Raw genomic sequence first — 16,119 nt, forward strand, 5'->3', positions numbered from 1 at the left:
TCATGAAGTACAGTTCACACTAGCAAGCCTATAGCAAATTCATTAATTCCTTCAAAGAGTGGATCTGGTAAGTAGGAAGAAAAGGGAAAGTAGTCCGCTCCGTCACATTGTAGAAAACCTGATGCATTCCAACTCCATAAGCTCCGGTAATATCAGCTTCCCAGCTGTCACCAATCATTAATGATTCCCGCAACTCAGACTGAGTGGTCGACAGAGCAAAATTAAATATTTCAGGGTAAGGCTTCAACACCCCGAGATCTTCCGAAAGAATCACCTTCTTAAAATAACCATCCACACCTGCCGAACGCATCTTGCGTGATTGCAATTCACGAAAACCGTTGGAAAGTATATAAAGATTATATTTCGGAGCAAGATATTCCAACACCTCTTTTGCGTATGGCATTAAGCCTCTTTTGGTAGGAATAATAGAAAAGAAATCTTTCGAAAACTGTTCCGCCAATGCTTCATCCTCCACCCCTACCGACATCAAAGGATAAAAGAAACGTTGGCGGTTCAATTCATCTTTCGTGATCTTTCCTTCACCATATTCAACCCAGAGTTCAGTATTTCTCTTTTGATAAATTGCATAAAAATGATCGAACGAATCAAAATAGCGTCCGTATGAATATTTCTGGTACACTTCTTCAAAAGTGTCACGGGCATTTTGAGAAAAGGCCCAAATAGTATCGTCAAGATCAAAAAATAGATTTTTATATTTCATCAGTAGTTAGTGAGTATATAATAAGAAACAAAAAAGCCAATGTGCCGATTTCTTAAATTCAGGAATCAGCACATCGGCCATTCAAAAGTGATATCTACTCTATTTTACCTGGATGACCAAGTATTTGGATACACTCCAGAATTCAGTAGGATTAGTAATTTTCAATGTCAACTGACCTTTATCGTCTTTCACCAATTCGTATGAACCTGCCGGATGAGTAGTCAACAGTTCGGCACGCTTAGAGTACAACTTGATTTCTTTAGTTGTACGGATATCGATTTGAGTGAAATAATCCTTGTTGAAATCAGCACTTTTCAGCACATCTCCGCTTTGAAGAATCTTCTGAGCTTTTAACTCTGATTTTGTACCGAATACAAACCATGCTGCGTTCAGGCTCTTTTCCTGCTCGGCAACGGTTTTAGCTTTTGCCTCGTTTTCGGCAGCCAATGTTTCTTTTTCTGCAGAAAGATCGCTAACGGCAGCATCCAATTCCTGAATACGTATATTCTTAGAAGCCAATTCAGTCTGGAGTTCTTCAATACGCTGTTGTTTTGCATTTAACTCAGCTGTCAAAGCCTCAACCGCTTTCTTCAGTTGAGTAGAGTTATACTTACTATTCTTCAGTTGAGCCTGCAACTTGGCAATCTGTGCCTTGTTCTCTTCCATCTGTTTAGATATAAACTCGATGTCGGAAGCAATCTGTTGTTTCGCACTGGCTGAATTCTCAGTGATCGTTCCGCGTTGTAAGTCCACACGGCTTTCGGCAGCGTTGATCTTACGGAAACCTTCCTGTACTTCATTGAAAGTCCCCATCATATCATCCAGTTCAGCATTGCGCTGGGTAAGTTCCATCAAAAGAGAATCATTTTCAGCCTTCAAGTCTTTATTTCCACCTTTAAAGCTATCACACGAAGCCAACATGGCTACGCACACAAATAAAACTGCTAACTTTTTCATACGTCTACGTTTTACGTTTTTTAAAATGAAGTTATTTTAATCGTCTATTCCTGCTAATACTATCACAATCTCGCCACGCGGTTCGGTAGCGGTAAAGCGCTCTATCAATTCAGCCAAACTACCCCGAACTGTTTCTTCATGGAGTTTGGATATTTCTCGCGACACGGTTGCCTGACGCTCCATACCGAAATACTCGGCAAACTGCGTCAACGTCTTCAACAGACGGTGGGGCGATTCATAAAACACCATAGTACGGCGTTCTTCCGCCAATGCCTTCAATCGTGTCTGTCGTCCTTTCTTCTGAGGAAGGAATCCCTCAAAACAGAACTTCTCATTCGGCAATCCCGATGCAACAAGCGCCGGAACAAAAGCGGTCGCTCCCGGCAGGCACTGCACTTCAATGCCGTTGCGTACGCATTCACGAACAACCAAAAATCCGGGATCTGAGATTCCGGGTGTTCCGGCGTCCGAAATTAATGCCACCGTTTCACCTGCCTTTATTCTATTAACAACACTTTCCACCGTTTTATGTTCATTAAATTTATGGTGTGATTGCATTGCGTTCTTTATTTCAAAATGTTTCAGCAAGATTCCGGAAGTGCGTGTGTCTTCCGCCAAAATCAGATCGACTTCTTTCAAGACTTTGACAGCCCGAAAGGTCATGTCTTCCAGATTCCCTACCGGCGTCGGCACTACATATAGCTTTCCCATTCTTCTCTCATGCTGATTGGTTAAAATACTTCTTTAATAACTCAAGGAAGTCACTTAATGTTTCGTTTTCCTCGTTGAAATTAACTTTTGAAGAAAGGAACGCAACGGCTGTTTTATAAGAGCTCATAGCCGATAGTTGCTCCACAACACGATTCATCAACTCAACATCCCCTCCGAATAATTCACGTGAGAAACGAAAAGAGTCATTCAGACTGATAGAATGACGCAAACCGGCAGAGGTCTTTATACTTTCGCCCAATACAGAAGAAGGCTTGACTTCCTCCGTCTCAGTATCGGCCGACACTTTTGTCTCTACTATCACCTCTTCCACCACAGGTTCAGAAGCATTCTCGCAAGGAACAGAAGCATTTTCCCGAACAGGTTCCAATTCCTGCAATACCTCATCCAAACATCCCTGCATATGAAGAATGTTCTGTTTCAACAGTTCAAACACAGCCTTAGTCGGTTCTTTAGAATATAAGTCCATCAGATACTTCAACCCATGAACATCCAACTCAATATCTGTTAACAACTTCTGTTTCATACTAGTCTATTGTTAATATGATGCGAATGTAGGAATAAATTATGCAATAACTTAAAATAATGGATAATTTAACAGTTCTTGCACATTGAATTGCTTACCTTTGTCCGCATATTATTTAATCAAGAAAACACAAAATCACATGGTACTATTTTCAGAAGACCACATACAGGAGACAAGAAGAAGAGGTAGAATCGAAGTTATCTGCGGCTCCATGTTCTCCGGAAAGACAGAGGAGTTAATCCGCAGAATGAAAAGGGCAAAGTTTGCCAAACAACGTGTAGAGATATTCAAACCGGCCATCGATACACGTTACTCGGAAGAAGACGTAGTCTCTCACGACAGTCATTCCATCGCCTCCACCCCTATTGATTCATCAGCCAGTATCCTGCTGTTTACTTCCGAGATAGATGTAGTAGGTATCGATGAAGCACAATTTTTCGACAGTGGGCTGGTCGACGTATGCAATCAGCTTGCCAATAACGGTATACGCGTCATTGTAGCCGGACTGGATATGGACTTCAAAGGTAATCCGTTCGGACCTATGCCTCAATTATGCGCCATAGCCGACGAAGTTTCCAAAGTTCATGCAATCTGTGTAAAATGCGGACAGTTGGCTTCTTTCTCTCATCGTACAGTGAAGAATGAAAAACAGGTTCTTTTGGGCGAAACGTCCGAATACGAGCCTTTGTGCAGGGAATGTTATCTCCGTGCACGCGAAGAAGACGAAAAGCAAATATAAACTCTATAAATAAAAACAGATTATGGAAAGAAAGAAGATAACATTCGACAGTTTCATACGCGGCTCTATCGGATGTGTATTAGTAGTAGGAATATTGATGCTTGTAGAACGTCTCAGCGGAGTGTTATTGCCTTTCTTCATTGCCTGGTTGATTGCTTATATGATTTATCCGTTAGTCAAGCTCTTCCAATATAAGCTACGATTGAAAAGCCGTATCCTTTCCATTTTCTGTGCTTTGTTTCTGATTAGCGCTATCGGAATCACCGTATTTTATTTGCTAGTACCGCCTATGATTTCCGAAATGAGCAGAATGAACGATTTATTAGTGACTTATCTCACCAATGGAGCCGGAAACAATGTACCTAAGAATCTCTCCGAGTTCATTCACGAATATGTTGATCTTCAAGCATTGAACCGTATATTAAGTGAGGAGAATATCCTGGCGGCAATCAAGGATACCGTACCCAGACTGTGGACATTGCTTGCAGAATCCCTCAATATCTTATTCAGTATCTTTACCTCCTTTATCATATTATTATATGTAGTCTTTATATTGTTGGATTATGAAGCAATAGCCGAAGGATGGTTGCATCTGTTACCGAATAAGTACCGTACATTTGCATCCAATCTGGTACGTGACGTACAGGATGGCATGAATAAGTATTTCCGTGGTCAGGCGCTAGTTGCTTTTTGCGTAGGTATTCTTTTTAGCATAGGTTTCTTGATTATCGACTTCCCGATGGCTATCGCTTTGGGACTCTTCATCGGCGCTCTGAATATGGTTCCCTACTTGCAGATCATCGGTTTCTTTCCTACCGTCCTACTAGCTATTCTCAAAGCTGCAGATACCGGAGAGAATTTCTGGATCATCATCGCATGTGCATTGGCTGTCTTCGCTGTTGTTCAAATCATACAAGATACTTTCCTCGTCCCCAAAATCATGGGAAAGATCACCGGCCTAAACCCTGCCATCATTCTCTTGTCTCTCTCTATCTGGGGTTCATTGATGGGAATGCTCGGCATGATTATTGCTCTGCCGTTAACGACTTTAATGCTTTCATACTACCAACGTTTTATTATCAATAAAGAAAAGATAAAATATGACGAAGCAGAAATAACTGATAATCAAGAAACAAACCATAAAGAGATAAAATAATTAAAACTTTTTTCTACAGAACGCTTGCAAATTAAATAAAAGTAGCTACCTTTGCACCCGCAATCAGGAAATAACTGATTTGCAATAAGGATTGATTCGCTAGCTCAGCAGGTAGAGCACAACACTTTTAATGTTGGGGTCCTGGGTTCGAGCCCCAGGCGGATCACTTTTTGAAACAGCAAAAATGCGTAAAGCTCTGATAATCAAACTTATCAGAGCTTTTTCTTTTATATCAAACCTGCATTTTACCGCAAATTGGAACACCTAATACAGGTGAAATCGGAGGACTTAAATTCCTCCAAATTTTAGTCCTCCGAATTGGTGTTTTATTCGCTGATTGTCTGCATTTTACGTGATACTATTCATCGCTTCTAAAAGTAACTTTGAACCATTAAACTTTTAAAGTGTATGAGTATGAAAAGAAATTATTTTTCGGTCCTTTTCTACATCAAGAAGGCCAAATTATTGAAAAACGGAGAGGCTCCTATCTGCCTGAGAATAACCGTAAATGGGAAACGTGCGGAAATTCAAATCAAGCGCAGTGTGGAAATTGGCAAGTGGAATGCCCAAAGGGAATGTGCGATTGGTAAGGACAGAAAGTATCTGGAACTTAACCACTATCTGGAAACAGTACGTACCCGCGTACTTCGTATTCATCGTGAACTGGAACAGGATGATAAACCTATCACAGCTGAAATTCTGAAGAAGTTATTCTATGGTGAAAAACAAACTCCCAAGATGTTATTGGAGGTTTTCAAAGAACATAACGCAAAGTATCGTGAGCTAATAGGGAAAGATGTGGTGAAAGCTACGGTGCTCCGTTATGAGAGAACTGTACGATATCTTGAGGAGTTCTTGAAAAAAGAATATCGATTAAACGATATACCTCTGTGCAATATCAATCGTGAGTTCATATCCAATTTTGAATTCTTTATCAAAACTGAAAAAAGTTGTGCGCAGAATACAACTGTTAAATATTTAAAGAACCTAAAGAAAATTATCACATTGGCACTTACAAATAAATGGATGACGGATAATCCATTCTTCGGAGTCAGGTTCAAACAAACCCAATCTAACCGAGAATTTCTCAGCGAGGAAGAATTACATATTATTATGGAAAAAGAATTTAATATACCTCGTTTAGAAATAGTACGCGACATTTTTGTTTTTTGTTGCCTGTCTGGATTAGCATTTACGGATATAAAACATTTACGTCCTGGGCATATTACAAAAGATCCTAATGGGGAAGATTGGATTCGAAAGCCTCGTGAAAAAACAAATAACATGTGTCACATACCGTTGCTTGACATTCCCGCATTAATAGCTGAAAAATACAAGAACAATCCGATCTGTGTACAAAAGAACATGGTGCTTCCTGTACCTTGTAATCAACGGATGAACAGTTATTTGAAAGAAATTGCCGATCTGTGTGGAATTACTAAAAAGTTGACAACCCATGTGGCAAGACATGGCAAATTTTCTTTCTTGCTAAAATTCAGGCACTTGCAAAATATTTCAGCTTAATAGGTAACGATTTAGAAACCAGCGAAATTCTGTATTTCACTTTGTTTTGCAGTAATTCAAAAGAACGCTTTTCCTAAATGCAAAGATAATATTATTTTTTGAATAATAAACCTTTGCAGATAGTCAAATTCAATAAATTATCGGCTATGGTTGCCGAAATTTATATTTAAGTCCATACTCTTCAAGTTTATTATAAAGTGTTGTCCTGCTTATTCCAAGCAGTTCAGTTCTGCGGCAACCTTCCGGTTGCCGTCAGCCTGCCTCAAAGCACGTATAATCCGCTCTTTATCTTCCTCATCGTTACGCAGGGAAAAGCCAACAACAGAATTTGTTTCAGCTATCCTAAGCTCCAAATGCTCTTTCGTGACAACGCCTTCCTGCGCCTGTAATACGGCTCCCATGATTTTCTGCCGAAGCTCGCGCACGTTGCCCGGCCATGTGTGGGTCAGCAACGCTTTACGAGCTTCCGAACTGAAACCACTCACGTTACATTCCAACTCTTTGTTGGCTATCTCACGGAAGAACTCCGCAAGCGGCATAATGTCCTCCTTACAGTCACGCAAGGACGGCACGGTTATCACAAAATCACGCAGGCGATATAGCAAATCTTGCCGGAAACGCTTTTCATTCACCGCTACTTCCAAATCTTCATTAGTGGCGGCGATGATACGGACATTGAAACTTCTGTCCGATTTGTCACCGACAGGACGATACCGCCTTTCCTGTATGGCGCGGAGCAGCATCTGTTGGGTTTCCAATGCGAGGTTGCCCACCTCGTCAAGAAACAGCGTGCCGCCTTCCGCTTCATGGAAATACCCTTTCTTGGTACTGTCCGCACCCGTGAACGCACCTTTGACGTGTCCGAAGAAAGCCGACGGCGCAAGTTCTTTGGTGAGTGAGCCACAGTCCACCGCCACGAATGGTTTGCCAGCCCGTTTGCTTTTTTCGTGCAGGTGGTGGGCGATATGTTCCTTGCCCGTGCCGTTCTCCCCGAATATCATCACGCTCATATCGGTAGTGGCTACCAGCTTTATCCTGTGCATGATTTTCTGAAAGGCGGAACCTTCACGGGCGAACACGGGTATTCGATTTAGTCCTGCCTGACGCTCCTTCTGTATGGTACGAATAAGTGGGACGAGTTTATCCTCTATCAGTTTTTTAGGTATATAGTCTATCGAACCGAGTTTCATACTTTCAACGGCGGTATGCACTTCGGCGTAGTCGGTCATGATGATGAACGGTTGCATCTTACCTTCCTTGCGCATCCAGCGCAACAGTTCTATTCCGTCACCGTCCGGCAGACGCAGATCCGAAACGACTATATCATCATCTGCCGCTTGTTGCAGTTGTTTCTTCGCTGTTGACAGGTGGTAAGCCTTCACGGTATCGTATCCTTCCCGTGCCAGCATATTGCAGATATACTCGCAATACACTATGTTGTCTTCCACAACGATTATTCTTGTCTTATCCATTTTCGTATTTTCTCCTTTCTTCTTTTGCCTGTTGAACTATCTCCGCACCTCTATCAAGCACAGAATTAACCGCTTGCTGAATGGTGTTATCATCTGGCGTTACCCCATTGTGAAGCACTCTATAAAGCACCCTTAACGGTTGGTCGGCGCGAAGTATCTCCCACGAACTGCGCAGATGGTGTGTCAGGGCATCCAGTTTTTGCAGGTATTTCTCTTTTGCTGCATCACGAACCGCCTGCATTTCTTTCTCGGTTTCCGTTATCAACTTTTCCAACATGACGGCTTCATTGCCGTAGGATAATAAAGCAGAAAAATCAATCTTTTCATTGGGAGTTGTTTTTATGGCGCATCTGTCGGAAACCTCCATCAGTTCCGATATGGAAAACGGCTTGAACAGGCATCCGGCAAAGCCACGTTCCAAAAGTTCCTCCGCATCGCAACTGCCCGAAGCGGTTGCCACAACCACGGGGATTGTCTGAGAATTGCCCACGTTGGACGAGCGCAGAAGTTCCAGCAGCTCGAAACCGTTTATATGGGGCATATTCAGATCCGTCAGCAACAAGTTGTATTCTTTCCGGCGTATCATTTCCATCAGTTCCGCCGTATCCGTGCAGGTATCGCAGTGTATCCCTTCTTGGGCATACATCTCTTTCAGCATCAGGAGTAGCACCTCATCATTGTCAATGACTACAACATTTAGGTTTCTGTCCTTTCGCCGATAAATCTGTATCTCTTTTTCCGGCACTTCATCGACTTTCTGCATGGGTATCTCCATCGTGAAACGGCTTCCTTTACCCTTCTCACTTTCCAAACGGATTTTACCACTAAGCATCGTCACTATATTCTTCACAATGGCAAGCCCAAGTCCGAAGCCGTCCTTTGCGGCGGCATTTGAAAGGCGTTCAAACGCACCGAATACCCGTTGCTGTTCATCTTCGGTCATGCCTGTGCCCGTATCCTCAACGACAAGGGTCAAAATTCCGTTATTGTAGTCTGTTGTAAGTGATACACCACCTTCCTCCGTGAACTTGACGGCATTTGACAGCAGGTTGTTCCCGATTTGGATTATTCGCTCTTTGTCGGTCAATACCACGGTATCGCTTACGTTATTTACTGTTAGCGACAGCCCTTTGTTCATGGCTATTGGCATAAACTCCGTTTCAAGGGTCTGTGCGATTGCTAATATCCGGCAAGGTAGCATTTTGGGCTGTTCCTTGCCGTTGTCCAAACGGAAGAAGTCCAGCAGTGTGTTGAGCATCTCCCGCATACGGTTGGAAGACTGTTGTATGCTTTGAAAAAAATGCACATTGTTACCCTTGCTACACTCTTTCCGCAACAATTCGGTATAGCCTGTTATTGCAGTCAGTGGTGTACGCAGTTCGTGGGTGATGGTATGCACCGCCTTCTTTCTTGAAGCAATCAGAGCCTCGTTCCGTTGTACGGATTGTTCCAGTTGCCCTATCAAATCCGTTGTCTTGCGCTTGTATCGTTTGATGCTCTTTGCATCACGATATATGATGATGTAGGAAATTAACAACAGCAAAAGAACAAATCCCATCAGACCGCCTACTTGCATGAATGACTTTTCACGCATAGCGATTATTTCGTCTTCCCGCCCTTGCAGGTCGGCTTGTACCTTATTTTCTATTTGACAGATTAGCCCCTTCAACTGCCTGTTAAGATCTGCATTGCGGGCAGCAAGACTGTCGGCTTGTTCCGACAATCGACGGCTTTGCTCTTTTTGTTCGCTGACTATGCTTCTATTGGGTGAACGGAGCGTAGTCGTTGTTGTCGTTGGTTTCGTTTCCTCTTTTTTGCCGAAGATGCCCAAGAAACCTTTACGCTTGGGCTTCTTGGGCTGTTCCTGCACAATATTCTGCACAATAACCGGTGATTGACTGGCAATCTTTTTGTTGATAGATTGTTGTTCATCCATTAACCTGACAATTTGGAACATCTGTCGTTCCTTATCTTCCAAAAGACTGCGCACGCTGTCAACACGCTCAATCGAATGAATTTTATTGAACAGGCACAATGTGCTGTCCAATGCAATGCGTTGGGCATGGTAATTCGCTAAATCCGCTTCGTCCCAATCCAATACAGTTTCTCCTGACAAAGAAAGCTCTATCAGTCGGATATGAATACGGTTTACTTCTTTCCGCAATTCATCAATTCGCTGATTGTTAGCTTCCAGCGATTCTACTTCATTCCACTCAGAATACCACACACAGGAAATTGTACATATCAATACGAAAATTATGATATAACCCAGTATGATTTTTATGTGCAACTTATCCATTTATATACATTTCAATATGCAAACCGTTGATTAGTTATAATAAAAATTGCCCAATGGAAAAACCGAATTGGGCAATTTTGCTATTCAAAGCCTGTTACAACTTTGATGGTATATGTACTCGTTACATCAGAGAGTTTCAAGAAGTGCTTTATACGCCTTGCTTCCCTCTGCAATACGTTCTTCTGCATCCGGCATCATTGTCCCATAAATGGCAAATGGACGAAGATAAGTCATGCCGGAATACATGGCGGTTACTTGGTAAGGACGCAAAATTTCGTCAATGGTAAACCCTTCCGCACCACCTGCATGATATTCTTCTGCTGCGACTCCGGTTGTTGTAGCCACAAGGAGTTTCTTGCCTTTCATACCGGGATTTTCCATAAATCCGAGCATGAATGTGTCAAGCCAGTCTTTGAGGCGACCGGGGGCACTTCCCCACCAAAATGGGAATTGGAACACGAGCACATCGGCGTTTTTTACATCGTCGATGTAATTTTCTACTTCAAGGGGAGTATTATAGATATCTACCACCTTGACATTTTTCAACTCTTTGACTGCTTCAAGCATGGCTGCACATGCTTTCGACCCTCCAATATTAGGATGTGCCGATAAAAGTAAAATGTTGCTACTCATAACGCTGTATATTTTTGTTTTAGACTTTATTTTATCAAACGCAAAATTAATACACGCAAATGAGATAGCGGGAAAACAAAAAAGGACTAAGATGTCACTTTTCGGGACTATTTCCTTTTAGATAGTTCAAAATTCAAATATTTTCCAGTAATGCTTTCAGGGTTTGCCATTATTTGTTGAGGTGTTCCTGCTGCTACTATGCGACCACCATATTCTCCGCCTCCGGGTCCCATATCGATTACATAATCAGCATTGGCTATGATATCAAGATCATGTTCGATAACCATCACTGTCGCTCCGTTTCTCACCAATCTGTCAAACACCATCAAAAGAACACGAATGTCGGATGGATGTAAACCGATGGACGGCTCATCAAATACAAAAAGAGCGTCATTTTGCGGCTTATCCATTTCAGACGCCAATTTCAATCGTTGGGCTTCTCCACCGGACAGAGCCGGAGTCGATTCACCAAGCGTCAGATAACCCAATCCCAAATTATTAAGCAGATTCAGTTTCTCATATATTTTTTTATTGCCAGCAAACAGTTTTAATGCTTGCTCGACGGTTAATCCCATAATTTCGGAAAGAGATACACCTTGTTCGTTTGTTTTCTTGTCAGGATGGAATTTTAAGGCTTCAACCGATTTGTCGTATCTTGAACCTTTGCATTCTGGACAGACCATATCAACATCCGGCAGGAATTGCATATCCATTGAAATCTGCCCTGTGCCATCACAGGTTTTACATCTTAATATTCCAGTGTTGTATGAGAAATCCGCAGCTTTGTATCCCTTTTCCTTTGATTGGGGGAGAGATGCAAAAATCTTACGTAAATCGTCAAGAATGTTCGAATATGTTGCAACCGTGGATCTGACATTTATCCCGATAGGCGAAGCATCAATCAAATGGATTTTCTTGATGGTCTTGTTTGTTACTGTTTTGATATAGGCAGGCAACGGTCTTCCCGATATTTGCGCTTCTAAGGCTGGTATCAGTTCCTCTAAAACTAAGGTTGTCTTGCCGGAACCTGACACTCCCGTAACAGCAATTAAACGACCACAAGGGATATCCACATCAATGGGTTGCACGGTATGTAGCCTGTCTGTCTTTATGTTTATATAGCCATTGTCGAAAATATGACCTTCCGGTATTGAATCTCTGATTATCGTTTGTTCTGTTCCGGCAAGGAATCGTCCAATTATTGAAGATCGGTTATTCTTAATTGCGTCCACATTCCCCAAGGCAACTATATTGCCTCCGTTATAACCGGCTCCGGGTCCCATTTCTATAAGGTAGTCCGCTGCACGGAGCACTTGTATGTCATGGTCTACAAATACAACAGAATTTCCATCGCTTATAAGGTCTTGCATCACTCCGAGCAGGCCTTCCACATTTGACGGGTGAAGTCCGATTGACGGCTCATCAAGAACATATAGCATACCGGTTGTCCGATTACGAACCGCCCTTGCCAATTGCATACGTTGCCGTTCACCAGTGGATAAAGTCGTTGCACTGCGGTCAAGACTAAGATAACCTATTCCAAGTTCTATGAGGCGTTGTGCAGAATTGGTAAGTTCTTTTACAAGGCTATCTGCCATAACTCTCATACTTTCCGGAATTTTATTCGGGATTTGCGTTATCCATGCCAATAGTTCATCCAATGTCATTGATGAAACTTCCGCAATATTCTTACCGCCAAGCAAAGATGACAAAGCCTTGGCGTTATAACGAGAACCTTGGCATTCGGGACAACAGCACAAATGCAGGTATTTGTTTATTCGTTCAAGACCTTTTTCCGTTTCGGCTTTCTTTAACGCTTCTTCAACTGCGCGGCGCGCATTGCGGTATGTGGTATTAAGTTCAAACAACTTACCGTTTTTTGATGGAATAAGTATCAGTTTCTGAATTTCAGCACCATTATATACTATATCTTTTTCCGTATCACTTAAATCCTTGAACGGAATATCAGCCCGTACTCCAAATTCTTCGGCGACTTTTGACATCCATGAAATACCGAACATCTTCCACGGCTCGACTGCTCCTTGATTGATTGTCAGAGAAGTGTCCGGGACAAGTGCATCGTTATCGATTTCCCGGACTATTCCGGTTCCATTGCATTTCTCACACGCGCCTTCACCGTTAAATGAAAATGATTCTGCACCGGGGGCGTCAAAATCACAACCGCATATAGGGCAATGTAATTTGTTCCCAATCGCTACATCTATGGTAGGATCAAGCAAATGTCCGTTTGGGCAACAATGGCTTCCCAAACGGGAAAACATAAGTCGTAGATGATTAAGTAGCTCTGTCGCTGTACCGAATGTACTTCTTATGCTTGGGATGCCGGGGCGTTGTTGCAGCGCAACTGCCGCCGGGATATGTTCGATATTGTCAACAACTGCTTTCCCTGCTTGAGCGATTCTTCTCCGGGTAAATGTAGACAGGGATTCAAGATAACGTCTTGACCCCTCGGCATACAGCACACCGAGAGCCAAAGACGATTTTCCTGAACCGGACACCCCCGCAATGCCAACGAGTTGCCCAAGTGGGATGGACGCATCAATATTTTTTAGATTATGCACCCGTGCGCCACGAATTTCGATTTTATCGGGTACACCATTTTTTAGTTTCATAATATCCGCTTATAGTAAGTCTGCAAAGTTAGGTATTGATTGCGACTTAGCCTGATATAAAAGCGGATAGATATGTCAATTTTCGGGATTTGACACACTCTCTCGGAATTTTTGTGGTGTCATTCCTCCATTACGTGTAAAAAAACGATTGAAATAAGTGGCGGTACTGAAATGGAGTATATCGGCAATTTCTGCGGAAGACAGGTTTGTATATGCCAACAACTTTCGCGCTTCTTCCATAATACGTTCCTGTATATACAATTTGGTGGTTGTCCCTAACGCATCTTTTACAATCTTATTCAGATAATTGGTTGTTACACATAATTTCCCTGCATAAAACTCGGTATTATGCTCTGAAATGAAATGTTCATTGACAAGCCTTATAAACTTCTCAACATGACGGCTGACAGGAATATTTACATACCCACCAAAACCGGATTTCGCATCTGCCCTCCCTATTAAGACAAGTAACGCATAGAGCATGGCACGCAGAAAATGCGTATCGGCATTTTCCCTCCTATTGATTTCACTTTTCGTGAGCAGAAGTAAATTCAAAACCTGTTCATACAATATCGCATCCATTTGAAGGTATGGAGAGGGACGGTCGGGAGTAAAAAACGGCATTTTTTCCAAGAAAAGGTGGTCAGAGAAAAACGACCGAAGAAATGCCTCTTCGAATAGCAAAACATATCCCTCCAATGTTTCATTATCTGACAGCCAGTGCCATACTTCTCCCGGAACAGAACAAACAATCTGCCCCTTGCTTACTGTTGTAATATGATTGTTTACGGATAACTTGGCTTCTCCCTCGGTTATGAAAATAACCCGATAAAAATTATCTCGGTATATAGGTGTCTTCTTCAACCACGGACGGATAAAGGCAATGTCCACCAAATCCATCAGCAGTTCTTTGTGGTATTTCTTTCTATAAAATTTATATAATGGTATCTTCTTCATATTGCAAAGTTAGCTCTTTTCTTCATAAAGAAGATTAGATTAAATCCTTTATTTCTTGATTTATTGAATAGTACATAAAATATTGGGACAATATAGTGATATAGAATGAGGACTGCCAATAAATAGACAGTCCTCACAACCCTCATATTTTCATTCCTTTCGGGCGGTTTTCATCTTTGGAATATAGCCCCGGACGACCGATTACAACATGGTCGGCAATGAAATTGCCCGTGGAACTTCGTTCATTTGCCGGACTGCGTATCAGAGGGACATCTCACTATGCCATAGAATCACCCCGTCTTTGTTGCCATTTAGCCTCCATCTCCCTTGAAAGCTCGACAATCTCCCGGCTCAGCTTCACAAGGTCGATGGTACACTTCTCCAGCTTGTAGAGCAATGCCATCGCCTTCTTCTCCGAGAAGTGTATGCGCAGCTCCTTGACAACCTAATTATAGTTCGTGCCTATACCACGAAACTGGGCGTGGAAGTCCGACAGCTTGGTGTAGTAGTCCAGCATCGTCTTGTCCACCTTCAGCACCTTGAACTTCTGCCCGAAGAAATGCGACTTGAGAAAGACAGCTTTCGCGTACACGTTCGATTCCTCGTACATCGTCAGGAACCTGTTCCATTCCACATCGTCGAAGCGCACCATCACGCAGTGCGTCTTCGGGTTCAACTTGGGATTTCTCCCGTACTTGCTCTTCTTTTTCATGCTTCTTATTTTTTCAATTTTATGGCTTGTCCATTGTTTAATCTTTGATTAATGAACCCCGAAATTATCCGACTGCGGAGGATAATTCTGCCCACGGCGGTGAAGGTGTTTTCAGTTACTTAGAATTATTCGGGTAACTGAAAATATATCTTGCTGTGTCTTTGAGGACACAAAAATCCTCCGTCTGTCGGATTTGTTTCCGAGTGCAGTCATTCACTTGGAGAATCGGATGAACCGATGAAGTGCATCCACCGGTTCATCCGGGTTCTCCGAAATCTTGTCAGAGCTTGCGCCACTGCCCGAAGTCCTCACGGTAGCTGTCGAGGTGCAGACGGACGAGGTTTTCAATCAGCCCCGATGCGCTCATGCCGCGCTTTCCGAAGTTGCCGACAATCCTGTCCAGCTCGTCACGCACCTCCTCGCTGACGAACACGGGCTTGCGGTTGACAAGCTTCGGGACTTTCAGGTAGGTGGCGCGGTACTCCTCCAACGAAAGCCTGCGCTGTTTGCCGCTGATACGTCTGGCGACAGTCTGCCCCGTGGGAGCATCGACATCCTCAACAGAGGTTTTATCTGCCGTTTTTCCGTCCGGTGCATCCCGTTTTTCAGGCTCGTTAGGTCGGTCTGCATCGGACACCGTATCCTGCATTGCAGCTGTGTCTGTCCCATCCAGCGGAGGGAAGAGTGCAGCCTCTACCGTGGTTGCTTCCTGTTTCTGTGCGGAAGCCTTTGCCTCCTGCTCACGCCATTTCATTTCAGGCAGGTAGTCCTCTATCCTGAAATTCTTGAATGCTTCGTCATTCTCGTAGTTTCTTTTCTTTGCCATTTTGTCAATTTTTTAAAGTTAATACTTGGTGGTCTCATGCGCATGGGTGACCGTTTGTCGGGAGCAAAGTAAGATACTCCGGTGCAGTCGGTCAAGCACTTGGGTTCGCTTAGGCAATTTTGTGTGGTTCTGCTTTATGGTGATTGACAAAGCAGTGAGGACTTCACCGTTTTGCCAGATATATATGACTGAAAGGGGAAAGGTTCAATTACGGGCAATTTTGAATTAAGCCCTT

Annotated in this window: 12 protein-coding genes, 1 tRNA gene and 2 pseudogenes; 4 read left to right on the forward strand and 11 right to left on the reverse strand. The window is 42.9% G+C overall.

The window, feature by feature from the left end:
* Nucleotides 1-28 precede the first annotated feature (28 nt).
* The 4 genes from GD630_RS00750 to GD630_RS00765 all read right to left on the reverse strand — a co-directional run bounded on the left by GD630_RS00750 (nt 29) and on the right by GD630_RS00765 (nt 2,933).
* Nucleotides 29-721 (reverse strand): YjjG family noncanonical pyrimidine nucleotidase, encoded by a 693-nt coding sequence (locus GD630_RS00750; protein WP_143865252.1) that lies wholly within the window; start codon nt 719-721, stop codon nt 29-31.
* 99 nt (nt 722-820) lie between these two features.
* A complete protein-coding gene (locus GD630_RS00755; RefSeq protein ID WP_143865253.1) occupies nt 821-1,678 on the reverse strand; it encodes a Cbp1 family collagen-binding glycoprotein adhesin in 858 nt (285 codons plus the stop codon).
* Between the two features lie 36 nt (nt 1,679-1,714).
* On the reverse strand, nt 1,715-2,389 hold the full coding sequence (gene rsmI / locus GD630_RS00760) for a 16S rRNA (cytidine(1402)-2'-O)-methyltransferase (protein ID WP_143865254.1): 675 nt from the start codon (nt 2,387-2,389) through the stop codon (nt 1,715-1,717).
* 7 nt (nt 2,390-2,396) lie between these two features.
* Nucleotides 2,397-2,933: a hypothetical protein gene (locus tag GD630_RS00765; RefSeq protein WP_143865255.1), complete on the reverse strand. Its 537-nt coding sequence runs from the start codon at nt 2,931-2,933 to the stop codon at nt 2,397-2,399.
* A 139-nt stretch (nt 2,934-3,072) separates the two neighbouring features.
* Between GD630_RS00765 and GD630_RS00770 the strand changes: the two genes are divergently transcribed.
* From GD630_RS00770 to GD630_RS00785, 4 genes are all read left to right on the forward strand, one after another.
* Nucleotides 3,073-3,672, forward strand: coding sequence for a thymidine kinase (locus tag GD630_RS00770; RefSeq protein WP_143865256.1), 600 nt, complete (start codon nt 3,073-3,075; stop codon nt 3,670-3,672).
* Between the two features lie 22 nt (nt 3,673-3,694).
* Entirely contained in the window at nt 3,695-4,828 is a 1,134-nt protein-coding gene (locus tag GD630_RS00775) for an AI-2E family transporter (RefSeq protein ID WP_143865257.1), read from the forward strand.
* A 93-nt stretch (nt 4,829-4,921) separates the two neighbouring features.
* Nucleotides 4,922-4,994: transfer RNA gene (locus tag GD630_RS00780), tRNA-Lys, on the forward strand.
* Between the two features lie 242 nt (nt 4,995-5,236).
* Entirely contained in the window at nt 5,237-6,352 is a 1,116-nt protein-coding gene (locus GD630_RS00785; protein WP_143865258.1) for a site-specific integrase, read from the forward strand.
* A 144-nt stretch (nt 6,353-6,496) separates the two neighbouring features.
* Here the strand turns inward: GD630_RS00785 and GD630_RS00790 are convergent.
* The 7 genes and pseudogenes from GD630_RS00790 to GD630_RS00820 all read right to left on the reverse strand — a co-directional run bounded on the left by GD630_RS00790 (nt 6,497) and on the right by GD630_RS00820 (nt 15,884).
* Nucleotides 6,497-7,824 (reverse strand): annotated as a pseudogene (locus GD630_RS00790) (sigma-54-dependent transcriptional regulator).
* Nucleotides 7,817-10,123, reverse strand: a complete 2,307-nt coding sequence (locus GD630_RS00795) for a hybrid sensor histidine kinase/response regulator (RefSeq protein WP_143865259.1) — start codon at nt 10,121-10,123, stop codon at nt 7,817-7,819. Before GD630_RS00795 ends, GD630_RS00790 begins: the two are co-directional and overlap by 8 nt.
* 126 nt (nt 10,124-10,249) lie before the next feature.
* Nucleotides 10,250-10,756: an NAD(P)H-dependent oxidoreductase gene (locus GD630_RS00800; RefSeq protein WP_143865260.1), complete on the reverse strand. Its 507-nt coding sequence runs from the start codon at nt 10,754-10,756 to the stop codon at nt 10,250-10,252.
* Between the two features lie 107 nt (nt 10,757-10,863).
* Entirely contained in the window at nt 10,864-13,389 is a 2,526-nt protein-coding gene (locus GD630_RS00805; protein ID WP_143865261.1) for an excinuclease ABC subunit UvrA, read from the reverse strand.
* A gap of 75 nt (nt 13,390-13,464) precedes the next feature.
* Nucleotides 13,465-14,346 (reverse strand): helix-turn-helix domain-containing protein, encoded by an 882-nt coding sequence (locus tag GD630_RS00810; RefSeq protein WP_143865262.1) that lies wholly within the window; start codon nt 14,344-14,346, stop codon nt 13,465-13,467.
* A gap of 277 nt (nt 14,347-14,623) precedes the next feature.
* Nucleotides 14,624-15,058: pseudogene (gene mobA, locus GD630_RS00815) on the reverse strand (conjugal transfer protein MobA).
* Nucleotides 15,059-15,338: 280 nt separating this feature from the next.
* Nucleotides 15,339-15,884 carry a DUF3408 domain-containing protein gene (locus GD630_RS00820; protein ID WP_143865263.1) on the reverse strand — a complete coding sequence of 182 codons (546 nt, stop codon included), beginning with the start codon at nt 15,882-15,884 and terminating at the stop codon, nt 15,339-15,341.
* Nucleotides 15,885-16,119 lie beyond the last annotated feature (235 nt).

The organism is Bacteroides zhangwenhongii (assembly GCF_009193325.2).
Taxonomy (GTDB): Bacteria; Bacteroidota; Bacteroidia; order Bacteroidales; family Bacteroidaceae; genus Bacteroides; species Bacteroides zhangwenhongii.